This window comes from Streptomyces sp. NPDC051018 (genome assembly GCF_044456085.1).
In the GTDB taxonomy this organism is placed as follows: domain Bacteria; phylum Actinomycetota; class Actinomycetes; order Streptomycetales; family Streptomycetaceae; genus Streptomyces.
This window is the reverse complement of record NZ_JBITFN010000003.1, coordinates 155,243-181,217: the sequence shown is the minus strand read 5'-3', so window position 1 is coordinate 181,217 and position 25,975 is coordinate 155,243. Positions and strand designations below refer to the sequence as shown.

26 protein-coding genes and 2 pseudogenes are annotated in these 25,975 nt (G+C 69.7%); 20 read left to right on the top strand and 8 right to left on the bottom strand.

Going from position 1 to position 25,975, the window contains the following annotated elements; translation table 11 throughout:
• The first annotated feature begins 370 nt into the window (after window positions 1–370).
• Window positions 371–1,144, top strand: coding sequence for an SAM-dependent methyltransferase (locus ACIBCM_RS07155; RefSeq protein ID WP_399240949.1), 774 nt, complete (start codon window positions 371–373; stop codon window positions 1,142–1,144).
• A 320-nt stretch (window positions 1,145–1,464) separates the two neighbouring features.
• Here ACIBCM_RS07155 and ACIBCM_RS07150 read toward each other — a convergent pair whose 3' ends face one another.
• Complete coding sequence (locus tag ACIBCM_RS07150; protein WP_399240948.1) at window positions 1,465–2,016, bottom strand: hypothetical protein; 552 nt, start codon at window positions 2,014–2,016, stop codon at window positions 1,465–1,467.
• A 1,051-nt stretch (window positions 2,017–3,067) separates the two neighbouring features.
• Here ACIBCM_RS07150 and ACIBCM_RS07145 point away from each other — a divergent pair.
• Window positions 3,068–3,769, top strand: coding sequence for an NADPH-dependent F420 reductase (locus tag ACIBCM_RS07145; protein WP_399240947.1), 702 nt, complete (start codon window positions 3,068–3,070; stop codon window positions 3,767–3,769).
• A gap of 503 nt (window positions 3,770–4,272) precedes the next feature.
• Here ACIBCM_RS07145 and ACIBCM_RS07140 read toward each other — a convergent pair.
• Window positions 4,273–4,752, bottom strand: coding sequence for a carboxymuconolactone decarboxylase family protein (locus tag ACIBCM_RS07140; RefSeq protein WP_399241267.1), 480 nt, complete (start codon window positions 4,750–4,752; stop codon window positions 4,273–4,275).
• 191 nt (window positions 4,753–4,943) lie between these two features.
• Between ACIBCM_RS07140 and ACIBCM_RS07135 the strand changes: the two are divergent.
• Window positions 4,944–5,875 (top strand): annotated as a pseudogene (locus ACIBCM_RS07135) (RNA polymerase sigma-70 factor).
• A 329-nt stretch (window positions 5,876–6,204) separates the two neighbouring features.
• Window positions 6,205–6,717, top strand: coding sequence for a hypothetical protein (locus ACIBCM_RS07130; protein WP_399240945.1), 513 nt, complete (start codon window positions 6,205–6,207; stop codon window positions 6,715–6,717).
• 37 nt (window positions 6,718–6,754) lie between these two features.
• Here ACIBCM_RS07130 and ACIBCM_RS07125 read toward each other — a convergent pair.
• Window positions 6,755–7,629 (bottom strand): annotated as a pseudogene (locus ACIBCM_RS07125) (sigma-70 family RNA polymerase sigma factor).
• 86 nt (window positions 7,630–7,715) lie between these two features.
• Between ACIBCM_RS07125 and ACIBCM_RS07120 the strand changes: the two are divergent.
• The 4 genes from ACIBCM_RS07120 (at window position 7,716) to ACIBCM_RS07105 (ending at window position 10,590) form a co-directional block, all read left to right on the top strand.
• Window positions 7,716–8,174, top strand: a complete 459-nt coding sequence (locus ACIBCM_RS07120) for a carboxymuconolactone decarboxylase family protein (RefSeq protein ID WP_399240944.1) — start codon at window positions 7,716–7,718, stop codon at window positions 8,172–8,174.
• 157 nt (window positions 8,175–8,331) lie between these two features.
• On the top strand, window positions 8,332–8,799 hold the full coding sequence (locus ACIBCM_RS07115; RefSeq protein ID WP_399240943.1) for an SRPBCC family protein: 468 nt from the start codon (window positions 8,332–8,334) through the stop codon (window positions 8,797–8,799).
• A 137-nt stretch (window positions 8,800–8,936) separates the two neighbouring features.
• Entirely contained in the window at window positions 8,937–9,443 is a 507-nt protein-coding gene (locus ACIBCM_RS07110; RefSeq protein WP_399240942.1) for a cupin domain-containing protein, read from the top strand.
• Window positions 9,444–9,849: 406 nt separating this feature from the next.
• Entirely contained in the window at window positions 9,850–10,590 is a 741-nt protein-coding gene (locus tag ACIBCM_RS07105) for a class I SAM-dependent DNA methyltransferase (protein ID WP_399240941.1), read from the top strand.
• Window positions 10,591–10,760: 170 nt separating this feature from the next.
• Here ACIBCM_RS07105 and ACIBCM_RS07100 read toward each other — a convergent pair whose 3' ends face one another.
• Window positions 10,761–11,072, bottom strand: coding sequence for a hypothetical protein (locus tag ACIBCM_RS07100; RefSeq protein ID WP_399240940.1), 312 nt, complete (start codon window positions 11,070–11,072; stop codon window positions 10,761–10,763).
• Between the two features lie 603 nt (window positions 11,073–11,675).
• Between ACIBCM_RS07100 and ACIBCM_RS07095 the strand changes: the two genes are divergently transcribed.
• From ACIBCM_RS07095 to ACIBCM_RS07080, 4 genes are all read left to right on the top strand, one after another.
• Complete coding sequence (locus ACIBCM_RS07095; protein ID WP_399240939.1) at window positions 11,676–12,086, top strand: VOC family protein; 411 nt, start codon at window positions 11,676–11,678, stop codon at window positions 12,084–12,086.
• A gap of 127 nt (window positions 12,087–12,213) precedes the next feature.
• Complete coding sequence (locus tag ACIBCM_RS07090) at window positions 12,214–12,744, top strand: helix-turn-helix transcriptional regulator (RefSeq protein WP_399240938.1); 531 nt, start codon at window positions 12,214–12,216, stop codon at window positions 12,742–12,744.
• A 5-nt stretch (window positions 12,745–12,749) separates the two neighbouring features.
• Window positions 12,750–13,427: a glyoxalase gene (locus tag ACIBCM_RS07085; protein WP_399240937.1), complete on the top strand. Its 678-nt coding sequence runs from the start codon at window positions 12,750–12,752 to the stop codon at window positions 13,425–13,427.
• Window positions 13,428–13,498: 71 nt separating this feature from the next.
• The gene (locus tag ACIBCM_RS07080; RefSeq protein ID WP_399240936.1) at window positions 13,499–13,984 is read left to right on the top strand and encodes an iron chaperone; all 486 of its coding nucleotides are present in this window, start codon (window positions 13,499–13,501) and stop codon (window positions 13,982–13,984) included.
• Between the two features lie 296 nt (window positions 13,985–14,280).
• Here ACIBCM_RS07080 and ACIBCM_RS07075 read toward each other — a convergent pair whose 3' ends face one another.
• Window positions 14,281–14,691 (bottom strand): nuclear transport factor 2 family protein, encoded by a 411-nt coding sequence (locus tag ACIBCM_RS07075; protein ID WP_399240935.1) that lies wholly within the window; start codon window positions 14,689–14,691, stop codon window positions 14,281–14,283.
• A gap of 325 nt (window positions 14,692–15,016) precedes the next feature.
• Window positions 15,017–15,385 (bottom strand): hypothetical protein, encoded by a 369-nt coding sequence (locus ACIBCM_RS07070; protein ID WP_399240934.1) that lies wholly within the window; start codon window positions 15,383–15,385, stop codon window positions 15,017–15,019.
• A gap of 102 nt (window positions 15,386–15,487) precedes the next feature.
• Here ACIBCM_RS07070 and ACIBCM_RS07065 point away from each other — a divergent pair, with 102 nt between their 5' ends.
• Window positions 15,488–16,318, top strand: coding sequence for a sigma factor-like helix-turn-helix DNA-binding protein (locus ACIBCM_RS07065; protein WP_399240933.1), 831 nt, complete (start codon window positions 15,488–15,490; stop codon window positions 16,316–16,318).
• A gap of 179 nt (window positions 16,319–16,497) precedes the next feature.
• Window positions 16,498–17,997: a M1 family metallopeptidase gene (locus ACIBCM_RS07060; RefSeq protein ID WP_399240932.1), complete on the top strand. Its 1,500-nt coding sequence runs from the start codon at window positions 16,498–16,500 to the stop codon at window positions 17,995–17,997.
• Window positions 17,998–18,012: 15 nt separating this feature from the next.
• Here the strand turns inward: ACIBCM_RS07060 and ACIBCM_RS07055 are convergent, their stop codons facing one another.
• Together ACIBCM_RS07055 and ACIBCM_RS07050 are read right to left on the bottom strand one after the other, a co-directional pair.
• Window positions 18,013–18,705 (bottom strand): N-acetylmuramoyl-L-alanine amidase, encoded by a 693-nt coding sequence (locus ACIBCM_RS07055; protein ID WP_399240931.1) that lies wholly within the window; start codon window positions 18,703–18,705, stop codon window positions 18,013–18,015.
• 527 nt (window positions 18,706–19,232) lie between these two features.
• The gene (locus tag ACIBCM_RS07050) at window positions 19,233–19,742 is read right to left on the bottom strand and encodes a MarR family winged helix-turn-helix transcriptional regulator (protein WP_399240930.1); all 510 of its coding nucleotides are present in this window, start codon (window positions 19,740–19,742) and stop codon (window positions 19,233–19,235) included.
• Window positions 19,743–19,807: 65 nt separating this feature from the next.
• Between ACIBCM_RS07050 and ACIBCM_RS07045 the strand changes: the two genes are divergently transcribed.
• The 6 genes from ACIBCM_RS07045 (at window position 19,808) to tpg (ending at window position 25,971) form a co-directional block, all read left to right on the top strand.
• Entirely contained in the window at window positions 19,808–20,647 is an 840-nt protein-coding gene (locus tag ACIBCM_RS07045) for an alpha/beta fold hydrolase (protein ID WP_399240929.1), read from the top strand.
• 334 nt (window positions 20,648–20,981) lie between these two features.
• Window positions 20,982–21,272, top strand: coding sequence for a hypothetical protein (locus ACIBCM_RS07040; RefSeq protein WP_399240928.1), 291 nt, complete (start codon window positions 20,982–20,984; stop codon window positions 21,270–21,272).
• Between the two features lie 489 nt (window positions 21,273–21,761).
• Window positions 21,762–22,271 (top strand): RNA polymerase sigma factor, encoded by a 510-nt coding sequence (locus ACIBCM_RS07035; protein WP_399240927.1) that lies wholly within the window; start codon window positions 21,762–21,764, stop codon window positions 22,269–22,271.
• 3 nt (window positions 22,272–22,274) lie between these two features.
• Entirely contained in the window at window positions 22,275–22,901 is a 627-nt protein-coding gene (locus tag ACIBCM_RS07030) for a DUF6099 family protein (RefSeq protein ID WP_399240926.1), read from the top strand.
• 432 nt (window positions 22,902–23,333) lie between these two features.
• Window positions 23,334–25,409, top strand: coding sequence for a telomere-associated protein Tap (tap, locus tag ACIBCM_RS07025; RefSeq protein WP_399240925.1), 2,076 nt, complete (start codon window positions 23,334–23,336; stop codon window positions 25,407–25,409).
• A 4-nt stretch (window positions 25,410–25,413) separates the two neighbouring features.
• Complete coding sequence (gene tpg, locus ACIBCM_RS07020) at window positions 25,414–25,971, top strand: telomere-protecting terminal protein Tpg (protein WP_399240924.1); 558 nt, start codon at window positions 25,414–25,416, stop codon at window positions 25,969–25,971.
• The last annotated feature ends 4 nt before the right edge of the window (window positions 25,972–25,975 follow it).

Below are 25,975 nucleotides of genomic sequence, written 5' to 3'. Positions count from 1 at the left end.
AAGGCTTCCCACGGTCTGGGCATGACGTTGACGAGGGCAGGTCCCTTCTGTCTCTCCTCCGGTCCGGGCCTGCTCCCGCTGTTCCCTGCGCATCCCCGGGACCGGGGCGGCCGGACGTATCCGGTCAACGCCCCCGGAGCGTGTTGCCCGCCTTCTCCGCATCACCGGTTTTTACCCGGCATGTTCCGCATCTGCCCGGACACCGCCGCCGTCTCTCCGTACCATGACGCGAACGCGAGGACGGCTGCCGCCGACCGCACTGTCCGCGTCCTCGGCGGGACCGTGCCCGGAACCCGAACCAACTTTCGGTAGTCCGACCCGCACGGTGCCGCACGACCTGACCACCACTCATCCCGTCTCGGAGGACAACATGCGTGAACCCGACACGTCCGTCCCGCACTCGGCACGTATCTGGAACTACTGGATGGGCGGCAAGGACAACTACGAAGTCGACCGCGCGGCTGGAGACGCCTACCTCGCACTCGCCCCTCAGATCGCGACGATGGCCCGTGAATCCCGCAAGTATCTGATCCGTGCGGTTACTCATCTCACGCGTGACCTCGGTGTGCGCCAGTTCCTCGACATCGGCACGGGCCTGCCGACGTACGACAACACCCACCAGGTCGCCCAGCGGATCGCCCCGGGTGCCAGTGTCGTCTACGTCGACAACGACCCGATCGTCCTGACACACGCCGCGGCCCTGCTTCCCGGCACCCCTGAGAGCGTCACCACCTACATCAACGGGGATCTGCACGACCCGGAGGCGATCCTGGACGCGGTGGGCGAGATCCTCGACTTCCGCGCCCCTGTCGCGTTGATGCTCATGGGCATCCTCGGCCACATCCAGGACTTCGGTGAGGCACAGGCGATCGTCCGCCGCCTCCAGGCCGCTCTCCCCTCGGGCAGTTACTTCGTGCACTACGACAGCGTCGGTGTCGACGACGACCTCACCAAGGCACAGGAAGGGTACGACGACACCGGCGCTGTCCCGTACGTCCTGCGCACCCCCGAGCAGATCACCACCTTCTACGAGGGGCTCGATCTCCTGGCCCCCGGGATCGTCTCGTGCCCTCTGTGGCGCCCTGACCCGGGCACCTCGCCGGAGCCGACGGACATCTACGGAGGTGTCGCGGGCAAACCGTAGCGCGCCGGCCGGTCGTTGTGGCCGCGGGTGCCGGGGCCCCGTCTTCCAGTGCTGCAACCCGCGTCACCAGCAACACGGTTGCCGTACGGGCGGTGCTTGGTCAGGTGGTTCCGGCATGGTGCGGCGACGGCGGGTCCGGACGGTGAGGAGTGTCCTGAGTTCGCGGCCGGCTCGATTGAGGCTCAGGCCGGCACCGTGTCATGTGGGACCCGGTTCAGCGGGCGCTGTTCGGGAGCCGTGTTGTCCCCGTGGACGGCACGGTCCTGGCGCGAGTCTGCACCGGGATTCGGGTACGGATCACCACATGGCGCCTGGTCGGCTCATCTTGGCCCGCGGGCGCGAAGAGACGCCTCCGTTCCGGCCTTGGACTGTTCCCCGGGTTCCGGAAGGCCCTGGACATCGAGCTTGAGAGGGAAAGCGTCCCGCAGGGCAAGGGCCTGCTCCGGTGTCGCCAGGACATAGACGTCCTCCTCGGCCGTCCCGCCGGGAATCGGGTGGAACACCCGCTGATCATCGGCCCCGGGCTCCAGTTCGTCGATGTACTCCCATACTGCGAGCTGGTCGAGATATCCGTCGGCCTGATGCTCGACCGGCCACGATGTCGGCTTGCCGTTGAGGAGGAAGTTCAGGCACTCATCACCGTTCTCGTCTTCGGTGAGTTTCACGCCGGACACCGTGACCGTGCCGCCGGAACACGCCGCCGCCGTTTCCAGGATTTCCTGGTAACTCTCCTCCAGGTCGTCCACATCTCCGCCGGGCACGATCACCGCCACACCGGCTTCTTCCAGCACCTCCGCGATGTCCTCCGCTCCCAGCTCCGTCTCGTCGAGGCCGGAGCCGAGCCTGGCAATCGCCGCCAGGGCGGCGTCCATCCGCTCCCCGGTGACCAGGCCGAACTCAACCTAGTGTGCTGCCAGGGTCAGATATGTCGTCGCAACCATGGACGGATTCTGGCAGCTCCTCCGGATCGCCCGGAATCACCTGCGCAAACGAGTCCACCATGAACCGCACGGTGACAACCAAAGCCAAAGGAGGAGATTTCCTTTGTGTGGATTTCCGGGGCTTTTCACCCTGACGGCGGATGTCCGCTGCGCGTGGATCGTCACTGTGTGGTTCCGGTCCGGCGTTCGGCCCCGGCGGCAGGCAAGCCGCAGGACATGAGCCCGGTATCCGCTGCCCACGGGACAGCCCTCGGGCCGGGAACACACCGAGCCGGTACGGCAGACGGTCGCGCAGGCAGATCAGAGATACCGTGTACCGCCGCGCAGCCCGCCCGCCCGAACGTTCACGGTGTGATCCCGAACGCGAGTCCGGCAAGAAATGTCATTGCTGATGGCCTCCCGGGTTCCGGGACGTGTACCCGGCCCCTCCGTGATCACGGCCGTGGTCCCAGCCGTGAGTCCGTTCGTGGGTCGGTTCTTGAGCAGTTCCTTCGTGAGCCCCACCGTGATCGTCTCGCCCCTGACCAGCGATGACGGGACCACCCTCAACTGTTCGTGATCGGCGGATCCGGAAGCTCCCGCGGTGCACCCGGAAGAGATGGAAGGGTCCAGAAGCATGGTGGACCAGATAGAGATCCTCCAACGCGCAACAGGGTGGCGAACGCGCCCGTGTTCTCCCGGGCCGGAGGGACGTGGACCTCTCGGACGGGGTCGCCCTCCGCGCGAGTCGGCTGGACCGTCTCCCGGATCAGGTCGGCGCAAGCCATCGCCCTGTCCGCGTTCTCGGCGGTGTGGGATGACCGGGCCGGTGCCCGGTATCCGTCGTCCGCGATGACGGTGTTTCTGTCGTGGCCTGTGGGGCACCGGTGACCGGGTTGGTCAGGTCCCGGCCGTGACCGCCCTGAAGGTGTGCCGGCTGTGCGAGGACCGACGACCACAGGACGAGAACCCCTCCGTCAGGTCCTACGCCCCGCCTACGCCTGTGGACCGATCCGCCCGTGCCCACCCCCTCACTACCGTCCTCCTCATGCGTATCGGAATTCTGGGAACAGGCAATGTCGGACGGGCACTTGCGAGGGGCTGGTCGGCCGCCGGGCATCAGGTGGTCATGGGGTCGCGGCGGCCCGGGGAGGTGGCGGCGGTCGAGGGGGCCGAGGTGGCCGGGTTGCGGGCGGCGGTCGAAGGGTCCGAGGTGGTGGTGAACGCGACGCCGGGGACGGCGTCGATGGCGGTGCTGGCGGAGGTCGGGGCGGCGGCGCTGGAGGGAAAGACGGTGGTGGACATCGGGGTCGGGTTCACCGAGGAGATGGCGCTCTCGCACCCGGTGTTGAGCCTCGGAGAGGAGATCCAGCTGGCGTACCCCGGCGCGCGGGTGGTGAAGACCCTCGCCACCGTCGACAACGCCGTCATGGTGGACCCCGGCATTCTGGAGCGGCCGGGGACCGTCTTCCTCTCCGGCGACGACGCGGAGGCCAAGGCCCTGACCCATCGGCTTCTCGCCGACCTCGGCTGGCCCGAGAAGAGCCGGATGGACCTCGGCGGCATCGGGACCGCCGCCGGTCAGGAGCATTTCGCCCTGCTCTTCATCGGCATCGCCACGGCTCTCGGAAGCCATGTCTTCAGTGTCGAGGTGATCCCCGCCCGTCCCACCGGCCCTGCAGCAGCCACAGCGCCGGCGGTGTGAGCCGGCACCGGCCGGTGACCAGATCGCTCGACATCGCCTTCATCGCCGCACCGATCGGCGTCACCGGGCGTGGCGTGAGCGACCACGGACTGCGTGAGGACCGGCCGGGACGCACTCCGCAGAACACAGCGCGTCATCTGAGCGAACCACCGTCGCCGGCCGCACGCGCATTGAATGGCGAACTGCCCCTACCGAAAACGATCAAGGGATCGGCACACCGGGACCGGCCGTCGTCCGCACCTATGCCGGCACGCAGCGAAGATGCCCCTTCCTGATCACGACGACCGGCGATGTCACTCGGGATGCGTCTCCCTCCGTGTCGCCGACGGGAACGCGGTGCGGGCCCGGCTCCGGAACCGTAACGGTGCTTGTTCTGAGTGCTGGACGGCCTTCGGGGCCGTGTCCGTGTCGTTCGGGACGGTGCGAAACTCTGACGTCTGTGGCAGGCAAGGGCCCGCCCCGGGGCGAACAACGACACGGGGCGGGCCGCTTTCATCTGCCGGTCAGCTGGACATACCGGTGAACATGCCGGGCTCGTACGAGCCCCCGGGATTGTGCACGATCACGTTCATCCGGGTGGCCGCGTTGATCAGGGAGACCAGGCAGACCAGCGCACCGACCTGGTCGTCGTCGTAGTGCTTGCGCACCTCGGCCCAGGTCTCGTCGGACACGCCGTGGTCGCCGAGCCGGGTACCTTCCTCGGCGAGCGCCAGCGCGGCCCGCTCGGGCTCGGTGAACACCGTGGTGTGCCGCCAGGCGGCGACCAGGTTGAGCCGGAGCGCGGTCTCACCAGCGGCTGCGGCCTCCTTGGTGTGGATGTCGACGCAGAATCCGCAGCCGTTGATCTGGCCGACCCGCAGCTCCACCAGTTCCCGCAGGGCCTTCGGCAGTGTCGACCCCTCCATGGCCAACGAGACGTTGTAGAACCGCTTGGCGACCTTCGCGGCGGTCGGGCTGTCGAACAGGTTGAAACGAGGTTCCATGATGTCGTCCTCACTCGTGCTCACTTGTGGTGTCGTGTGCTGCCGCACTGGACGAACACAAGCTGCCGACGGCCCGATCCTTGTGACCGTGCGGCGATGTGGTGTGCGTCACTGGTCACGGGCGTCACAACGCGGGGGAGAGCGGCGTCTGGTGTACGACGCAGTCGAGAGCGAACGGGCAGGAGCCGGTGATGAATGACCGAAGCAACGGGGACCGGACAGGGGACACAGCCGGGCCGATCGCTCATGACGGCCGCATGGACAGCGTCACCCAGGCGTTCGTCGACCACCGCAATCTGCTGTTCACCGTCGCCTACGAGATGCTCGGCTCGGCCGTCGACGCCGAGGATGTCCTCCAGGAGACCTGGTTGCGCTGGGTGGGCGTCGATCCCGGCATCGTGCGCGACCAGCGTGCGTACCTGGTCCGGATCACCACCCGGAGGCGCTGAGCCATCTGCGCGCCCTCGGCCGGCGCAGGGAGTCCTACGCCGGCCCCTGGCTGCCCGAGCCCCTGCTGACCGCGCCCGATGTGGCCGAGGACGTCGAGTTGGCCGACAGCATCTCGATGGCGATGCTGCTGGTGCTGGAGACGCTCACCCCGACCGAGCGGGCGGTGTTCGTGCTGCGCGAGGTGTTCGACCTCGGGTACGGCGAGATCGCCGAGGCAGTCGACAAGAGCCCGGCAGCGGTCCGCCAGATCGCCCATCGGGCCCGGGCCCATGTCGCCGCGCGCCGGCCGCGCCAGGTCGCTTCCGCCGCCGAGAACCGCCGCACCGTCGAGGCGTTCCAGCGGGCGGTGGAAACAGGCGACCTGCAACGCCTGCTCGATATCCTCGCGCCGGACGTCGTTCTGCTGACGGACGGCGGTGGAGTCGTACGCGCTGCATTGACGCCCGTCGTGGGCGCCGAGCAGGTGGCCGATGTGCTGGGCAGGATCGCCGCCACGATGTCGATGCAGCCGGCACACGTCAACGGCGACCCGGCGCTGATCGTCAGACTCGGCGGCGAAGTCGACACCGTCCTGGCGATGGGCATCGACAACGGCCTGGTCACTGGGCTCTACGCCGTGCGCAACCCCGAGAAGCTGTCGCGTCTGGACCGGGAGACCACCCTGCGCCGCTAGTGCCCCAGTCGCATGCCGGATACGCCGGGGTCCGGACCTCGTCCGGCCCGCGTACGTTATTGCGGCACGCGACGGAGCGACGCCGGTGAGCCGGTCCCGGCAGGTCCGCGGTGGCGTACGGTCCGCCCGGACCGGCCGGCGGTACGCGGGACCGCCCGCCGCGGGGATACAGTGCGCCGCGGCTTCGTTCCCGGTTCCCTCGAAGGCCGGGCCGGGCGTGATGGGGAAGGAGGTGTCCGGACCGCCGAGGGCTTCCCGGCTCAGGGCCCTCCCGTGCGTCCGCGGGGGTTGTGTAGGGTCGGCTGACTCGACGATCACGGGGGAAGCCGATGTTCAGGTCCACAGCCCGGGGCGCGGCCGTTGTCGTCGCCCTGGCCGCGCTCAGCGTGTCGTGCGGTACGCCGGAGAAGGACGACGGGGCCCCCGGCGGCCCGGTCGCAGCCGTCACGTCGCCCGGGACGCCCGAGGCGCCGTCCTCGGTGTCCGGTGGAGACTCCGACGGCTCCGCGCCGCCCTCCGCACCGGATGGGGAACCGGTCGAGAAGGTCCGTGACGCCTTCGCCGGGCTCCAGGCGACTCTGGGCGAATCCTGCACCCCGGGCAACTGCGCCTACTTCCTGGGCCGTGTCCATGACGAACTGCGGGGCATGGACCGGGCCATGAAGGCGGACCCGAAAGGCCCCGGCCACTTTCCCGAGCCCATCGCCCTGATCAAGAAGCTCGAAGCGGAGATCGGCGACGACCGGTCCTTCGAGAACCTGAAGAAGCACCAGACCCTGCTGATCGGCACCCGCGACAAGATCAATACGTGGATGCAGGACCACCCCGACGACTACAGCTGACCGCAGCTGAGTCGGAGCGGCGGGCGCCGGTGGGGAGTCACACCGGCCCCGGCAGGTCCATGAGGGAGAGCCGGGCGGGGTCGATCAGGGCGGTGATCTCGGTGATGCGGCCGTCGGCGACGGTGAAGGCGAGGAGGGAGAGCGGGGTGCCGTCCTCGCTCCAGGACATGACGCCGGGGTGGCCGTTGACGGTCGCCGCGTGCCCTCGTGCGGCGCTTCCGACCAGACGCGCGCGGGAGGCGACCTCGGTGGCTCCCAGCACGACGAACCGGCCGTCCGGGGCGTGGACGGTGAACGTCACCTCGGGGTGGAGCACCTCCAGCAGCTGCTCGAACCGGCCTTCGCCGGCCGCGGCCAGGAAGGCCTGAACCACCTCGCGCCGTTGCCCTACACCGCTCGCCGACTGCTCGGCGGCTCGTACTTTCCTGCGGGCGCGGCTGGCGAGCGTCTTGGTCGCGTCGGCGGACTTGCCGAGAATGGTGCCGATCTCCTCGTAGGGCACGGCGAACACATCGTGCAGCACAACGTCAGCCGTTCGTGCGGGCGCAGCGAGTCGAGGACCGTGAGGAGCGCGAGGCCGACGGAGTCCCCGAGCGCCACGAGGTCGTCCGGGGCGGGAGTGTCGTCGAGCGTCACCGTGAACTCCTCCAGCCGGTCGTCGAAGGAGACTTCCGGGCGGGACCGGCCCGACCGCAGGACATCCAGGCTGATACGGCCGACCACCGTGGTCAGCCAGCCGCCGAGGTTGTCGATGGTGTCGGTGTCCTGGCGGGAGAGACGCAGCCACGCCTCCTGGACCACGTCCTCCGCATCGGCGTGTGATCCGAGCACGCGGTAGGCGACGGCCCGCAGCCGGTCGCGCGGGGACTCGAAGGCATCGGCGATCGGATCCGTGGGAGAGGCGCCGGACATGTTGTTACCTTCCTCGAAGCTGCTCCGTCATAGGGATGACGCGCGCATCACCCGCAACGTAACCCGATGAAGGAGAGCAGTCCCCCATGGAGAACCGTCTCAGGAACAAGAACCCGGACCATTCCGATCTGTGGACCGCGATCCAGCACCTCCATAAGGCGATCGCCGCCGGGGGCGCCGACCCGAAGCTGCTCGCGCTCGTCCATCTGCGCGCCAGCCAGATCAACGGCTGCTCGGCGTGCGTCCACGCCAGTGTCGCCGCAGGGAAGAAAGCCGGTGACACCGACGATCGGCTGCACCATGTGGCGGCGTGGCGCGAGGCGCCGTTCTTCACCGACGCGGAGCGCGCGGCACTGGCGCTGGCCGAGGCCGCGACCCGGTTGCAGGACGGTGCGGAGGGCGTCACCGATGAGATCTGGGACGAGGTGAACGCCCACTTCACCGAGGAGCAGATCGGCGCGATCAACCTGGAGATCGCGCTGACCAACTTCTTCAACCGGATCAACCGCACCATCAAGGAACCGGCCGGCAAGACCTGGGGCTGAGCCCGGCGTGGCGCGTACCCGCTGACCGCGCGGTGCCGACAGGGCTCGCCGGGAGATCCGTGTCTCTCCCGGCGAGCTCATGCGCGGCTTCGCCGTTCCCGTCGGTTCGGCTGCCGGTGACGCGCCCTGTAGACACTCCCTGGCACAAACTTCGGTCATGGAGAGGACCGACCGCGCCGGCCGGGTGGTAGCGGCACCGCCGGCGACTGTGTGCAGCGCCCTCCTCGACCGGGCGGCCATCGAGGCATGGTTGCCGCCGGACGGCATGCGCGGGCGGGTCGAGTGGTGGGACCCCCGGCCCGGCGGCGGGTTCCGGATGGTCCTCACCTACCTCGATCCCACCGACAGCCCGGGCAAGACCACGGATGCGACGGATGTGGTCGAGGTGCGGTTCGCCGATCTGGTGCCGCCGGAGCGCGTGGTGCAGCGGGCGGTGTTCGAGGCCGACGACCCGTCGTACGCGGGCACCATGACGATGACCTGGCACCTCACGGCCACCGGTGTGGGGACCGAGGTGACCGTCACCGCCACGGGCGTGCCTCCCGGCATCGACCAAGCGGTCCACGAGGCGGGGATCGCCTCCTCGCCGGCCAACCTGGCCTCGTACGTCGAGGGGGGTGGCTGACCCCGTTCACCCGGCCCGGGCAGGTCCTAGGCCCTTGGGCCTCGTCCGAGCCCTCCGGGACGATCATTCGCGGGTCCGATGCGCCCCCCGGCCGCGGCGGACACCCTTGAGGGGAACCTGCCGACAAGGAGCGCCCGATGTCGTACGTCGAGAACATGCAGTACCCGGAGCCCCGCTACCACGGCGCCAAGGGCGAGGTGAACGCGTCCTTCCGCTCGGCCGGCACCCCGCCGGAGGTCTCCTCACCCGGCGGATCCACCAGCTATCTCGCCACCGAGGAGTCGACCGGCGGCGAGTTCGGTCTGTACAAGGGAGTGCTGGGCCCGCGGTCCGCCGGGGCGGGGACCCATTTCCACCGGGCGATGTCGGAGTCCTTCTACGTCCTCTCCGGCCAACTGGAGCTGTTCAACGGCGAGAAGTGGATCACGGGCCGTGAGGGCGACTTCCTGTATGTGCCGGCCGGCGGTCTGCACGCTTTCAAGAACGTGACCGACGACCCCGTGTCCCTGCTCATGCTCTTCTCCCCGGGCTCCCCGCGCGAGGAGTACTTCGAGCGGGTCGCGGAGATGTCGCGGCGCGGCCCCGAGGAGCTGAAGGAGTTCCGCGTCCGGCACGACAGCTACTTCGTGGAGGATTTCGACTGAGAGAGGTCTCAGCTCGGTGGCTCCCGGCACAGCCTCCGGCAGCGACACCGGTTCGCTGCTCCCCTCCCACAGCGACCGACCGGCCGGAGCTTGATGCCGCGCTGCGGGCGGCGGGGGCGGTGTTCCCGTCCCCGTACGACGGTGTGTCCAGCGAGGAGGAGGCGGAGCGGTACTGCGAGGAGCACGCGCACGAGATCCCGGCACGTGTGTTCACCGGAGTCGGCCGCTACAGCGGCCTCACCCTGGACCGCGCCACGGTCGAGGCCGGACTGCTCCCGCTGGCCATCCTCCCCATGCCCACCACCCGCCCCATCGACCGGTGGCGCACCCGGGGGTGCGCTCGGGGCGGCGCAGCCGGTGAGAAACTCGCGTGCGCCGCGAAAGGCCCCCCGGTAGGGTCTGGCCAATGGACGATCAGGACGGGTACTTCGGCGAGCGTGTTGCGTCCGGCTACGACCAGTCGGAAGGGGACATGTTCGAGCCGGGCGTCCTCGACCCCGCGGTCGACTTTCTGGCGGGCCTCGCCGACGGCGGCCGGGCCCTGGAACTGGGAATCGGGACGGGACGCATCGCGTTGCCTCTCGCACGGCGCGGAGTCGAGGTCCACGGCATCGACCTGTCACGGGCGATGGTCGCCCGCCTGCGTGCCAAGCCGGGTGGCGATGCGATCGGCGTCACGATCGGTGATTTCGCGACGACGAGGGTGGACGGGATGTTCTCCGTCGCGTATTTGGTCTTCAATACGATCATGAACCTGACGACTCAAGCGGAGCAGGTGGCCTGCTTCCGCAATGTCGCGGACCATCTGGAGCCCGGAGGCTGCTTCGTCGTCGAGGTCCATCTCCCCGAACTGCGGAAGCTCCCGGCCGGGCAGAGTGTCGTGCCCTACCACGTGAGCCCCACGCGATGGGCGTTCGACGTCTATGACGTCGCTACCCAGGCGATGAGTTCGAACTACATCGATCTTGTCGACGGCCGTGGCGAGTACACCTCGATTCCCTTCCGGTACGTATGGCCCTCGGAGCTCGATCTGATGGCCCAGCTCGCCGGGCTGCGGCTTCGCGAGCGGTGGGACGGATGGACACGGGACGCCTTTACCAGCGAGAGCAGCCGGCATGTCTCGGTCTGGGAGAGGCCCGTCGGCTGACCACAAGGCGCCCGCCCGTCGGATGATGCCCCCCGCCGGGAGTCAACCGGGCGGGGGGCACGACCGCGTTCACCGGTGCCCGGCCGGGCGCAGGGCGGGTGAACGCCCAGCCGGGGCATGCTCGGCAGCCCCGGTCCGGTTCGGCTCGGCTGCCACGGAACCGGCCCGTATCACATCGGAGGTGCTTGCTCCGGTTCATTGTGTCCGGTGCGGCGGATGTGCACCGTGCCCCTGTCCAGGTCCACCCGGAAAGGCGGATCCTCCGCGGGCCTGACGTTCTTGCGTACGCGTTCTTGTTCCATGGCCCGCTTGACCGCCTGGGCCCCGGGGTCACCCGCCTGGATGAGGTCGACACCGATGGACGACAGACCCTTGGTCTTGCGCCAGTAGATCCAGCCCCGTGCCTCCATCACGAGGAGAACCCGATCCGTCAGGAACACGGCTGCGCCCAGCGCGACGGCCGCCAGCAACACGGGGTGCACCGGTCACCTGCCGCGCCTGAGCCGAACGAGCCAGCGGCCCGGGCCCCGTCGTGATCGGCGAGTCCGCGGCTCGGACGGCCGCCGTTTCCCGGTCTCCTTCTGGCCGCCGCCAGGGCTGCGCCCCCCGTGGCCGTCGGGCGAGAGGGCCGGCGCCTTGCGTTCCGCCTGGGCCCGGATCTCCACATGAGCCTCGTGAGCCGTGATACGGAACGCCTCCTCGTACGAGGCCAGGGCCGCACTCATGGCCCCGCCGGCGAGGCCCCGTCGGCGAATGCGCGATGCCAGCCACGCGAAGAAGCCCATGGCCGCGGCAAGGACCCCAACGAAGATCAGGAACGGCAGGAGCACATTCATGGACACGAGCCTACGTCGCCGCACCTGGGAGACCCGACTGATTCCGGCCATCACTCCAGTGGCCGAGCGCAACCCGACGGGCCGCGACCTTCGGCGTGGCACCCGGGTGCGGCCGTCGCGTGCCGAGGCCGGGGCTCAGGGCCGGCGCCGGACGCACCTGGGGGAGGGGTGCCGGTGAGCCCGTGTGCGCGCCTGGATCGATCAGGAATCGAGAAGCGTGGTTCACGGCGTCGCCCTACCCTGCCCGGCATGGGCATCAGCATCCACACGACTTCTCTCCCGCACGACGATCCGGACGCGTCGCTCGCCTTCTATCGGGACGTTCTCGGCTTCGAGGTCCGCAGCGACGTCGGGCAGGGCAGGATGCGCTGGATCACGGTGGGCCCGGCCGATCAGCCCGGCACATCGATCCTGCTCGCACCGCCGGCCGCCGACCCGGGAGTCACCGAGGGCGAGCGCCGCACCATCACCGAGACGATGGCCAAGGGCACCTACGGCTGGATCCTGCCGGCCACCCCGGACCTCGACGCCACGTTCGAGAAGGTGCAGACCGGTGACACCGAGGTCGTACAGGAGCCGACGGAGCAGCCGTACGGCATCCGCGACTTCGCCGTGCGCGACCCCGCGGGCAACCTGATCCGCATCCAGGAGCTTCGCTGAGCCGTGCGGGTGGCGATACGGGTCCCACCGGCTGGAACGGTTCGCTCCACCGAGTGCCCGGGGTGCCTGTTCCGGCAGGCGCCCGGGCACTCGTAGACGTTCGAGACAAGGGAAGGGGAGTGTCCTCATGTGTCAGCCCGAGTGGCGGGACGCACGGGTCCAGGCGGGTCGCCTGGCGGATCTCACGCGGCTGCGCCGCGTCCGTGACCGGATCGACCGGGACTACACGCAGCCGCTGAACGTGGAGGCGCTCGCCCGCGAGGTGAATGTGTCCGCCGGGCACCTCAGCCGGCAGTTCCGGGCGGCCTACGGTGAGTCGCCGTACGCGTATCTGATGACCCGTCGTATCGAGCGCGCGGCGGCGCTGCTGCGCCGGGGTGACCTCAGTGTCACCGATGTCTGCTTCACGGCCGGCTGCGCGTCGCTGGACACGTTCACCACCCGCTTCACCGAGCTGGTCGGCATGCCGCCCGGGGCCTTCCGGCGGCAGGCGGCGGATGCGGCCGCCGGTTACGCCGATGCCGGTCATGCCGATGCCGGTGACCGTGAAGCGGGCTCCGCGATCACGGTGGAGGGGATGCCGGCGTGCGTGGCGAAGCAGATGACGAGACCGGTCAGGATTCGAGAAGCCCCAGCCGCCGGGCAGCCTCTAGCGTAAAAGCCATGACAACCACCGCTTCCACCACATTCCGCACATCCCTCGCCTCCGTCACCCTTGAGGTGGCCGACCCCGAGGTCGCCCGGAGCTTCTCCGCCGCCCTCGGAGTGGACACGTACATCCATCAGCGGGCGTCCGAGGCGCCCTCAACCGGATTCCGCGGCTTCACCCTGGCTCTCACGGTGTCCCAGCCGGCCACGGTCGACGGCTTCGTCGGCGCCGCCACGGCCGCCGGCGCCACGCTGCTGAAGCCCGCCACGAAGTCGATGTGGGGGTACGGGGGCGTCGTCCGGGCCCCGGACGGGACGATCTGGAAGATCGCGACTCCGGCGAAGAGGGACACCGGCCCCGCGACCCGCGAGATCGACGAGATGGTCCTGCTGCTCGGCGTCGAGGATGTGAAGGCCGGCAAGCAGTTCTACGTCGAACGGGGGCTGACCGTGGCCAGGAGCTTCGGCGGCAAGTACGCCGAGTTCACCTCCGACGAGTCCAGCCCCGTCAAGCTCGCCTTGTACAAGCGCCGTGGCCTGGCGAAGGACCTCGGGGTCCCCGCCGATGGCACCGGCTCGCACCGCATCGTCCTCGGCGGCACCGCCGGCTCGTTCACCGACCCGGACGGATTCGTCTGGGAGGCCGCCGTGGGGCCCGCCCCCGGGACGTCCACGCCGCGCGCACGGTCCTGACCCACGGCTCGCACCCCCACCCGGACCCGCATCACCCTGTACGACATCACTCCGTACGAGAGGAACCCGCCATGAAGTCCACGAAGCCGTCCGCCGGCAACTCCGGACCGGCCGACGAGCAGTACGCCGGATTCTCCGCCGAGGAGCGGGCCGCGATGAAGGAGCACGCGCAGGAGCAGAAGAAGGCGGTGGCGCGGCGCGGTTCGTCCAAGGCGGAGAAGGAGTCGGCGGCGGAGCGGGACGTGCTCGCGAAGATCGCCGAGATGCCGGAAGCGGACCGGGTCCTGGCCGAGCGGATCCACGACATCGTCAAGTCCGCCGCTCCGGGCCTCAAGTCCAAGCTCTGGTACGGGATGCCCGCCTACACCAAGGACGGCAAGGTGCTGTGCCACTTCCAGAGCGCGGAGAAGTTCAAGACGAGGTATGCCTCGCTCGGCTTCAGCGACGAGGCGACACTCGACGACGGCGCCATGTGGCCGGTCGCCTACGGGCTGCGGGAGCTGACCGCGGACGACGAGAAGCGCATCCGCGCGCTCATCGAGAAAGCGGCGGGCTGAGGCGGGCCGGGGGAGGAACCGGCCGCGAACCGGCGAGCCGTGCACGATGTACGTACGCGGGCCACGGCGCGCCGGCCCGGCCGGGCCGATCCTCCGGGAAAGCGGGCGGGCGGCCGTCGGCCGGGCGGCCCGGGGGACAGCGCGGCACCGGAGAGGGCCGGGGCCCTGCCAGGTCCCGCGCATGTGATCACAGCCGAGACGACATCGTCCGCGATGTGCTCCATCAGCCCGCCCGGGTCCTTCGGGGCAGTGCGATCGAACCAGTGCTCGTGTACGTTCCGCACCTGGCGTTCGGCCTACGGGTCGCCGCCGCCGAGGTCGGGGAAGGAGTGGTGTTCATGAGCGACGATCCACCGGTCCTCCTCCTTGTGCAGCCCGAGGGTGAGCCGCAACCGGAACCCGGGCCGGGCGGCCGGCTCCGGCTCGGTACCGCAGCGCAGCAGGGCATGGGCGAAGGCGACATCGTCGCCCGCGGTGACGTTCAGCTCCTCGATGTCGAAGGAGGCGCCCTGGGCCTGCCACTCGAAGAACGGCGGCCATGTCTCCCGGTAGGCCGCCATGCCCCGTACGCCTTCGAACGGCGGAGGCACGTCGAACATCACGATCTCCTCGGCATGATCCGCCGTCACGGCGTCGAGATCGCCCCGGTGCACCGCCCGCGCCCATCGCTCGATCAACCCGCGGACGTGCTCAGTGTCATCGGACACGGAATCCCGTTCTTCCTCTCCGTCCGCCGCGGCCGCTGCGACAGAGCCGGTCGGCCCCGTCTCCTCCCGGCGGCATCCGACCGGATGCGCCGGGGGAGACGATGTGGGCCGACCGTGTCGTCCGGCGGCCGGTGACCCCACGGCGTGCAGACCCGGGATGTGCCGGGAACTCATCGCTCCATGACACGGTCCGGCACCGGGACCGTCCGCGGGGGGAGGCAACGGCTCGGTCCGTGCCCACCGGCCGTCCGTGAACGGCACCGGCGAACGGCCGGATGATTCGCGAGGTGCGGACCGGGCCGAGCCCTCGGACCCCTCTCGGACCTCAGCGCCGGGCGAGCGCCAGCAGACTCAGACCGAACATCAGGACACCCAGGGGAACATGGACCGAGGGGACGTGCGCGATGCCCAGCACGACCTGGACCGAGGCGAGTACGAGGAATCCCGACGCGTGCCGGACCGGCCGGGGCGACCCGCCGCCCGGCTTCCACGCCAGCACCGCGGCGAGCACGTACAGCATCGACGCCCCGTACATCACCCGTGCTCCGGCACTGTGCAGCGCCTCTCCGTAGGACGTGGTGAGCAGCAGCCCGGCGGAGACCGCCTGAAGAAAGATGGTCAGGGTCTGCAGGGCGACCGCGGTCCGTAGGAACGAGGAGCTGCGTTGTGCCTTCGCCGTCACCTGAGTGGCCATGCCACGGTCCCCTTTTCCGCCCTTGGGCACTAGATCGATATGGTCGTACCTGTGCGACGAAGCGGGCCCGCGAAAGGTAAGGCGAGGGGGGCCGGAAGCAGCATGGGGACTGCAGGGACCGGCGCGGATGAGGTGGCCGGCGAGCGACGCCGGCGGGAGGAGATCCTGTCCCCGGGAGCCTGGCTGATGACGGTGACCAGCCGTATCTGCCTGGACCTGCTCGGCTCGGCGCGGGTCCGGCGTGAACGCTATGTCGGCGCGTGGCTGCCCGAGCCGCTGCCCGACCACGCCGAGTGGGGCCGCACGGGCGATGCCGGCCCCAACGGTCCCACCGGCCTCGCGGACCCCGCCGACCAGATCGTCCTGGACGAGTCGGTGACCATGGCCTTCCTGGTCGTCCTGGAATCGATGACGCCCGCCGAGCGGGTGGCGTTCGTCCTGCACGAGGTCTTCCGGTACCCGTACGCCGAGATCGCCGGTGTTCTCGGCCGGACCCCAGGAGCCTGCAAGCAGTTGGCGGCCTCCGCCCGGCGGCGCGTGGGCGCCGCACGGGCCCCGGTGGCGGCGCCGGGCCAGGCCGAGGTGGTGAGGCACGTCAAGGAGGCCTGGGAGACCAAGGACATCGGGGCCCTCGTCGGCCTCCTCGACCCGGCTGCCGTGATGACCGCCGACGGCGGAGGCATGGTCGGCACCGTCCTGCGCCCCGTCGAGGGCGATGCGCGCATCGCCCAGTACATGGCCGCCATCGCCGACAAGGCTCCGGGGCTCGAACTCCTGGAGCGGTCGGTCAACGGCGTGCCGGGCCTGGTGGCCCGGCGTGCCGGAGTCGTTCTGACCGTGGCCTCGTTCGACGTCTTCGAGAGGCGCGTCACCCGGATCTGGGTGGTCCGCAATCCCGAGAAACTGCGGCCCTGGGTGCGGGACAGCCCTTAGCCGGGACTCCCTCCGCACCGCGTGGGGTCGCGGTCGGCGGAGCCGCGCGCCCGGGGTGAGCAACGCATCGTGGAGGTCGTCCGAACGGCCGTACGGCTCGACGCGCACGGCATCCGGCCTACCCGCCGGTGGAGCGATGCGCACAGCGTGGCGGGGCCGGGGTGCCCGGGGGCCGGGTGATGATCGGCTCTGTGAAGACCTCCGGACGTCTGGCCGCCCTCACGGCCGCCAGCCTGCTCGCCGTACTCCCCGCGTGCTCGGAGTCCGGCGGCCAGAGCGGCGGTGGGGCGGGCGTCCGTACCGGCGCGGACGCGAGAGCCAGTGCCCGTCCCGGAGCGGACACCGCCCGGCCGGGGGCCGCCGGCCCGGTGTTCCGGGGCGGACGCCCCGCGGCCGCAGGCGCCGATGACCCGTACTTCCCGGAACTCGGCAACGGCGGCTACGACGTCACCCACTACGCCCTGAAACTGGCCTACGATCCCGGCAGCGGCCGGCTCGACGGCACCGCGGAGATCACCGCGAAGGCCACCGGGAACCTCAGCGCCTTCAATCTCGACCTTCTCGGCCTGGAGGTGCAGAGCGCCACCGTCGACGGTCACGAGGCCCGGGTCCGGCAGGACGGGCAGGAGCTGACCCTGCAGCCGCGCGTTCACCTCAGGAAGGGGTCCGTCTTCCGCAGCGTCGTGCGCTACGCGGGCACTCCGGAGTCGGTCACCCATGATCACGGGTGGCGCGAGGGCTGGCTGCGGACCGGCAACGGAGCGGTGGCGTTCGGTGAGCCGACGGGCTCGATGTCCTGGTTCCCCGGCAACCACCACCCCTCGGACAAGGCCTCGTACGACATCACCGTGACCGTCCCCAAGGGGGTGCAGGCCATCTCCAACGGACGGCTGCGCGCCCGGCGCACCAGCGGCGACCGTGCCACCTTCCACTGGCACCAGCCCGAGCCGATGGCCAGCTATGTGGCGACCGTGGCCATCGGCAGTTACGACATCAGGACCTCCCGGACCCGCTCGGGCGTTCCCGTCCTGTCGGCGATGGACACGACCGCGAAAGCGGACGGAGCGGTGCTCGGCCGGTTCCCCGAGATCATGGAATGGTCGGAGGGCTGGTTCGGTCCCTACCCCTTCTCCGCCGCCGGGGTGATCGTCGATCAGGCGGCCGATGTGCCCTACGCCCTGGAGACCCAGACCAGGCCGACCATTCCGGCCGGCATCCTGAACACCACCAACGTGGTGCACGAGATGGCCCACCAGTGGTTCGGCAACTCCGTCACCCCGCGGACCTGGCGGGACATGTGGCTCAACGAGGGCTTCGCCACCTACGCGGAGTGGCTGTGGACCGAGGAACACGGCGGGGCCAGCGCCCAGGCGCACTTCGACCGCAACCACGCCAAGGCCGCGGACGACAACGAGTGGGACTTCCCGCCCGCCGCGCCGCCGGACGCCTCGGACATCTCCGGTCAGCCGGTGTACGTGCGCGGCGCGATGGTGATCCACAGGATCCGGCAGACCGTGGGCGACAAGGCCTTCCGTGCTCTGGTACGGGGCTGGACCCTGCGCCACCGTCACGGCCACGCCTCCACGGACGGCTTCACCGCGTACGCGGAGGCCCGGACCGGCCGCGATCTCGACCAGATCTGGGACTCGTGGCTCTACGGCGACGGCAAGCCGGCGTGAGGGGGCGACGCGGTGTCAGATCCTGATGCGCCGGTGGGCGGTCTCGACGAGCTTCATGTATTTGTCCCAGTTCCACGAGGGGCCGGGGTCCTCGTGCGTGGACAGCGGGACCTCGATATGGCCCAGGATGTGCTCCCGGTCGATCGGGACCTCGTACTTCGCGCAGATGGTGGCCGTGAGGACGGCGGATGTCTCGTACATCTCATCGGTGAAACCAGGCTGCTCGATCCAGCCTTCGTGCTCGATACCGATGCTCCGGTGGTTGTACCAGACGTTTCCGGAGTGCCAGGCAACATCGCACTCACGCACGCACTGGATGATCTGTCTGCCGGTCGCGCTGATCATGTAGTGCGCGGACACCCGCTCGGCGGGGTCCTTGAACGTCGCGAGCATGATCGGAACGACATCCGTCGTCAGATGGATGACGACGTACTCGATGGGATAGTCCTCGGGACGGTCGGCCGTGTTGTAGTTGGACTCGTTGGCCTCGATCCAGACGGCGGGTGCGTAGTCCACCGAGGGGTCCTTGCGCCGGGTCGCGGGCGGTCCCGCGGCGGGGGCCTTCTTCACGGGGCGCGGCGGCGCGGCCTTCACCTTCTCCTCGGATCCCGTCAGCTGGGTCAGCCCGACGGCGGCCAGAGCTGTACCGGCCGCGCCGGCGGCACCCCACAGCAGCCGTCGGCGGCTGGGCGGACTGTCTTCTTCCATGGCCACTCCTCAGGAGGTCGAACAGACAGAGGGCGACACGCCATGAATCGGATCATCACGATTGATGGGCGGCGCTTCCCGTAAGCTGATCGTTGACCAGTGCCCGCACCTCAGCAAGCCGGTCTCCCACCGATCGGCGCACACCCTCACCCCTGACCGGGCCGCTGCGCGCCCGAGGCGACGCCGTACTTCCGGCCGACGGTGGAGGGCCTGTCAGGGCATCAGGTGTGGTTCGTGCGACCGTTCCGCCGATCCCCCTTGCGGGCCGAACGGCCCGCACCCGTACGGCGGTGGGACGGCCGGATCCGTGAGCGGTACGACGCCCTGGCCATGGCCGACGGCATCCAGGGACTCCTCGGCGCAGACCATCACCGCGCCCGTCCCCGGCGCGCGATCCCGCCCGGCGTCCAGGGCGAGCCCGTGGTCCCGCGGCGGCCCGGCCCCGCGGACCCGCCGGTGCGAACGGGGGACGCAGGGGCTGCCCCGGTCCTCGACGGCCGGTGCGCCGGCGGCACCGGTGCCCGCCTTCAGTCCTCCGACGGTACGGCGGGCCGCGCGGGCTTCCCCGCGGTGTCGCCCCCTGACGACAGCCGTTCCGCCGCCGTGGTGTCGCGCATGGCGAGCAGGAACCGCCGCACCGTGGCCAGCTCGGTCTCGTCGAACGCGTCCATCGCCGTCATCATCTCGCCCATGAGCGGTCCGAAGTAGGACCAGCCCATGGTGACGGCCTTGTCCTCAAGAACCAACAGCACCCTTCGGCGGTCACGGGTGTCACGGTCCCGGCGGACCAGCCCCTTGCGCTCCAGCCGGTCGACCAGGGCCGTCGTCGAGGCGGAGTTGACCCCCAGGTGCGCGCCCAGCATCCCCGGAGTGGCGGTCACGCCCGTGCGGTCCGCGTCCACCAGGTGGATCAAGGCCCGTACGTCCGTGGAGTGCAGTGCGTACTCCTGCGCGAACCCGGCGGCGAACAGGTCCAGTTCCACGGTGACGGCGCGCAGCAGGTGGACCATCTCGAGCCGGGAGTCCTTGTCATCCACGCGTACCCTCCGAATAATATCTCGTTAGTCGAGATTCTAGATGAACGAGAAACCAGGGCGGAGCCATGTCCCATGACACCGAGTTCGATGCAGCCTACGACGCGGCTCTGCGTCGCTGGCCGGTGGCGGTGAGCAGCGTCGACGTACCAACCCGCTCAGGGAGTACCCGGGTTCACATCAGCGGCCCCGAGAGCGGTGTCCCGCTCGTCCTGCTGCCCGGTGGCGGAACGACGTCGATGGTCTGGTTCGCCAATGTGGGGGAACTCGTTCGCGCCCACCGGGTGTACGCCGTCGATGTGATGGGCGACATCGGCCGCAGCGTCCACGACGGGGCACCGCTGCGGGGCATCGCCGATCTGACGGCCTGGATGGACGACCTGCTCGACTCCCTCGAACTCGACGGCGCCCATCTCTGCGGGCACTCCTACGGCGCCTGGATCGCCCTGAACTACGCGCTGCACGCGCCCGCCCGGCTCGGCAGGATCGTCCTCCTCGACCCGACGAACTGCTTCGCCGGCATGAGCGTCCGCTACCTCCTGCGCGCGCTTCCGGCGCTCGTGAAGCCCTCCGTCGCCCGCCACCGCGGATTCCTGAGGTGGGAGACAGGACGCGCTCCGGAGGATCCCGGCTGGCAGTCCTTCCTCGACAGCACCATCGGGGCCCGGCGGTCCAAGATCCTGGTCATGCGCCGTCCCGGGGCGGAGGCTCTGCGGTCCTGCACCGTGCCCACCCTGGTGCTCCTGGCCGAGCGCAGCCGGGCCCACAACCCCCGGCGTACGGCCGCCGCCGTACAGCGCCTCATGCCCCAGGCGGACGTCGCCGTACTGGCGAACGCGTCCCACCACACCATCCCGACGGAGGACGCGGCCCTGCTCAACCGGCACCTGACCGAGTACCTGGCCTGAGTATCCGAATCGACTGCGAGACAAGCGATACGGCCGGGGTCTGTCTGTCGGCCGAGCGCGTGGAAGAGCGTGAAGGGGGTGCCGCATCGGTTCGGGGGAGAACTCGGTCTTCCTGGGGAACACCCGAGGCGGCAGGGGACTCGATCGTGCGTGCGAAGCCGGCCGCGTTCGTGGCAAAATGACGGCATGCTGATCAGAAAGGGCGATGCCGCGTAGGCGCCCGAAGGCCGTCCGTGCTGAGCGATGGCGGCCTCGCAGACATGTTGTCGTTCGACAGATCCGTGGTGTTTCGGCGAGAACGCGTGCCGCTGTTCGGCGTGTCGAAGAAGAGCGTATGTGGCCTGACGCGGTTGCTGACGCACTCGCCCGTTTCGAGTGCGCATTCGGGCAATCCGGCCGCTATCTGAACGCGTTCCAGGTCTGGCAGCCCGGACTGGAGGTGGAGTACGCCCGCGATGATCTGGAGGAGGCGATGCTCCACCTCCCTTGCGGTGCCCGGCGTGATCTCGGTCGGCTGATAGATCGTATCGACGACGAGTTCGAACGCCGCACCCTGCCGAACCCCGGACCGGCGGGCGAATGGACAGTGGGCGGCTGGTGGTGGTCCAGGACGCGCGAGTACTGACTGCCCGCGCCGTCGTCGCGAGGAGAGGACGAGCCGTCGGCGGGGCAGTTCCCCTCGGTCGCTTCTGCGTTCGTCCACCGCCTGCGTTCAACCTTTTCGGCCCCCGGTCCCTGTAGTGGGCAGTTCCGGGGCAGGAGGCCCACGGCACGGACTGACGGAGTGTTACGCCGGTGAATGCAGACCTGATCGCCGTTCTGGTACCGACCGTTCTCGCCTTTGTGGGGATCCTGCTTCGCTCCCGGACCGGAAGCCCGAACCTCTGGGACGTTCTGCACGAGCTTGCACGCGGCCGGGTGGACGCGGGAATCGAGCGGGAGCGCCGGGCCACGTTGCGGATGATGCTTGAACGGCTCCCCAGGGGCGGTATTGAGGTGGAAGATACGGATGGCTGTGAGAGCGGACGCGGCACAGCGATCGGTTCAGCGGCTCGGGACAGTCGGCGTCCCTAACCGTGGGACATCCGTGGCACACAGGGGGACGGGGCAGTACGTGAAGCCTGAATCGGAGGACTTCTCCCTGTTCTTCGCACACTGGGAGCCTCAGGTCCGCCGGTATCTCGTCTGGTTGGAGGGTGATGGGGCCGTGATCGACGATGCGGCACAGGAAACCATGATGAGCGCCCTCCGGTACTGGTCAACAGTCACGGAACTCCAACAGCCGCGGGCCTGGCTCTTCAAGGTTGCCGGCCAACGGCTCGGCGATGCCCAGGAGGCGCGTCGGCGATCAGGGGTGAGTACCGATCCGTACGAACTTCCGGACCGTTCCCCACCGGGGGTCAGGGACGCCTTCGCGGTCCAGGACGACCGACTGGCCATCCTGGACGCCGTACGCAAACTCCCGCCACGGCAGGCCACGGCGATCGCCCTTCAGGTCCAGTACGATCTGCCGCTCGACGAGATCGCCGGCATCATGGGTATCTCGACCGGCTCGGTGAAGACGCATGTGCATCACGCGCGCAAGACTCTCAAGATGCTGCTCGGCGAGGACGGGGAGGGGTGACGGATGAGCATTGAGGATCGCCTCCGTGATGCCGCCCACGCGGTGGACGAGATGTGGAGCGACGACAGGGCCACTCGGGATCGGCTCGCCCGGCTGCGAGCCCGATACTCCCCTCAGGTTGAGGACGCGGGCCCGACGAGCCCGCGCAGGGACGCGGTTCACCTCATCAGGATCAGCCGACGGGCTCTCGCGGGTACTGCCGCGCCGTCGGACCTTGTGAAGGAAGCGAAGAGAGCACTGGCTCTGGCCCACGAGATCGGCAGCTACCTGGTGGAGTACGGTCAGCCGGGGCTTGCCGACGCAGTCCGCCGTGCCGAACTCGATCGCCTGGTGCCCGCCACCCTGGGGCCGGTCACCGATGCCCGCCTCCGAGCCGAACGACTCTCCGGCGTGCCAGATGCCCACGAGGCGCTGAGCGGGTTGCTTCCCCTGCTTGCCGAGGTGGGAACGACGATGGTCGGCGTCGCCTGTAGTACGGACGACGAGGGCCTGTACTGGCACTGCCTTGAGATCATCGACGCTGCTGACGCGATGGGCGACCGAATCAGGATGACGCTGCGGAACCTCCCGGTGACGCCGCACACGAGTGCGAGTCCGGCGACCCAGGAGATCACTCGCACCGGGGGGTGACGGCCCGAGTCTGTCGGCGGCCCTGTTGCCCGCCCGGCAGCGTGGCCGACGCAGCGTCGGCGCCGGGAGTCGTCGGATGCGAGCAGGCTGGTCAGCTCGGGCGATCGCCTCGGGGAGGGCTTGAGGTGACGGTGTGGTCCCGGCGTACAGGCCGATCGCGGCGAGTGTTCCGGAGGTGACGACGGCGAGCGTCCCGTACAGCGCCACCCGCCCCGACCACGGTGCCGCCGGAGAGCCGCGGACGGTCCGGTAAGGGGCGCCCTGGCTTCGGCGGTGACTTCGTCGGCCGGACCGTCATCAACGCCGAGGGTTTTTGCGGCCGGTTGACGTCCTGCTCTCCTCCATCGAGGCGAATTACTTCGATCGGGTTAAAGAAGTGAGTTAAATAAAGAGGAAAGACTGCTAGCGTTCGGGTGGTGGAGGTCGACAGATATGGCATCTGAGGAAGAGCTGTTCGCGAACATCGACGCTCTGCTGGAGGAGGAGCCGCAGCTTCCGTCTCCGGCGGAGCGTGCGAGGCTCCGTGAGGCCGCGGGTATCACCCAGGTCCGCCTCGCACGGGCGTTGAAGACCACGACGCAGACGGTCAAGAACTACGAGAACGGCCGGTCCGAGCCCAAGTCGCCGCGCCTGGAGGCGTATCAGCGGCTGCTGAACGGATGGGCGGCGAAGTACCCCAAGGAGGGCCCCGCCACCGCCGACGCGCAGCCGGAAGCGCCACATGCCTCCACCGGGCCGGCCGCGTCGGGGGCTCCGGACGCCGGGGCGGCTCCCGCGGGGCTTTTCCGTCCGGCCGTCACCTCGCGCCGTCCGGCCCGCAATCCCGTCGTTCCCGATATCGCCGCCGCGCCGTATCAGCACGGCCCGCTGGCGGTGCTGGACGGGGACGGCTGTGCGTACGGGGTCGGCGGGATCGTGCTGGAGTGTCCGGCGGTCACCGTGCCCGAGCTGGTGGAGTGGACCCTCAAGGAGTCGGGCCTCGGCGCGGCGCGGCTGCACCGCCGCGGCAAGGACAGTGATCCGCTGATCGTGCTCACCGCGTCCGCGGCGGTGAAGCTGGGGCTGCCGGAGCGTCTGGAGGGGCACGAGCAGCGCCGTTCCCTGAGTCTGCCCGCCGACCACCCGGTCGTGAAGCAGATCGGCAGGGCGCAGTGGCAGCTCACGCAGCGCGGGTTCGGTCCGTGGGCCAGGGTCTACCGCACGGCGCAGGGGCGTGAGCGGCAGTGTGTGCAGCTCGCGATCCTGTCCTGGGACGCCCTCGACGAGCGGTCCTGGCCCGGCGTGGCGGAGATGGAGCCGGCGGACATCGCCCGTGTCCTCGGCGTGTACGCCCAGCGGGTCATCACCCCGCGCGGTTCCACGGCCGTGTCGGGGCTGGAGCTGATGACCGCCCTGCGACCGCCCACGCGCGCCGCGCGGGACGAGGCGACCGGGAACTGGGTATCCGGCCACAACCCCGGCAGCCTGGGCACGGAGCCGATGGACCCGGCACCGCCCGAGGCCACCGTCGAGCACCCCGTGGTCGTCGACTCCGGTTGGACGGGCGGGTTCCTCGATGAAGAGGCGTACCAGTGGGTGCGGTCGGTCGAGACGCTCACCGATGAGGAGTGCCTGCTGCCGTACGCGGTGGGCCTCGACCTGAACACGGCGTTCCTCGCGGCCGCGGCCCGGCTCACGGTGGGTCTGTCCGCCCCGGACCACTTCCACGGGCCGAAGTTCAACCCGAAGATCCCCGGCAGCTGGTACGTCGACCTGTCACATGTTGAGCTGGACCCCCGGTTGCCGTCGCCGTTCACGCCGTCCGGCGTCCGGCCCGAGGGACCTGCCTGGTACCAGACGCATACCGTCGCCTACGCCCAGGAACTCGGCTACAACGTCCATCCGATCGAGGCGTATCTGCGGAGGGAGACCGGCGCCTATCTGGACCCGTGGCACGACCGGCTCAAGAACGCGTACGTCGACACTCTCGCCGACCTCGGCGTGACCAAGGACCTGTCCGACTCCGAGTTTCTTGCGGCGATGGAGCGGCACAAGCGGGTGGACCCGGCGATGGCGGCCGTGCTGTCCGCGATCAAGGCGACGGTGAAAGGCGGTGTCGGCAAGCTCCGCGAGCGCCCCCAGGGCCGTAAGTACAAGGAGGGGGAGCGGTGGCCGGCCCTGGAGCGGCCGACCTGGCGCCCCGATGTCCGGGCCGCCGTCATCAGCAAGGCGCGGGTGAACATGCACCGCAAGCTGCGCAACATGGCGTCGATGACGGGCCTGTTCCCGCTCGCCGTGCTGTCCGACTGCGTCGTCTACCCCTCTCCGGGCGACTCGCCCCTGGACTTCCTGCCCTACGCGGCTTCCGGGAAGCCGCAGCCGGGCGGGTTCCGGCTCGGACCCACGCCGGGTCTGGCGAAGCTGGAGGGCGTCCAGCCGATGCTGTGGGCGGTCGGCCTGATGGAGCAGGGCCTCAACCCGGCACGCCACATCAAGGGCGGCGACGCCGTCCTGGACGAAGGGGAGTAGAGCCGTGGGGGAGATCGAGGACGCCATCGAGCGCGCCGACCGGGAGAGCTTCACCCGCCAGCCGCCCAAGACGGTCAAGGCCCGCATCAAATTCCTGATGAGGCGGCTCAGAACGACCAGGGCCGTCGCGGCGGAGATCGGCGTGAGCCAGCGGTCCGTGGAGCGCTACCTCACGGGCGAACGCAAGCACCCGCCCAAGGCCATCGCCGACCGGATCGAGGCGGCCGTACGGTCCCGCTGGCAGCCCCAGGTCCGCAGGCGCCAGCAGAAGAAGGCCGCCACCACCGGGGGGATCACCGTGGAGACGAGGGCCCGGTTCGGGTACACCGCGCCGATCGGCACGACCGACGACGGACGCTTCCGACGGCTCACCGTGCACCTCCCCCCGGCCTACGCCCGCAGGCTGTTCGACGCCCGCGACGCCGGAGCGGGCGACCGGCAGATGCGACGGATCATCGCCGAAGGATTCAAGGACGTGTACTTCCAGGACGGCGGGAGCCGCGCCATGGGGCTGTCGGACGTCGAAATCAATGACATCGACTATCTCGATCTCGACTACTGACACC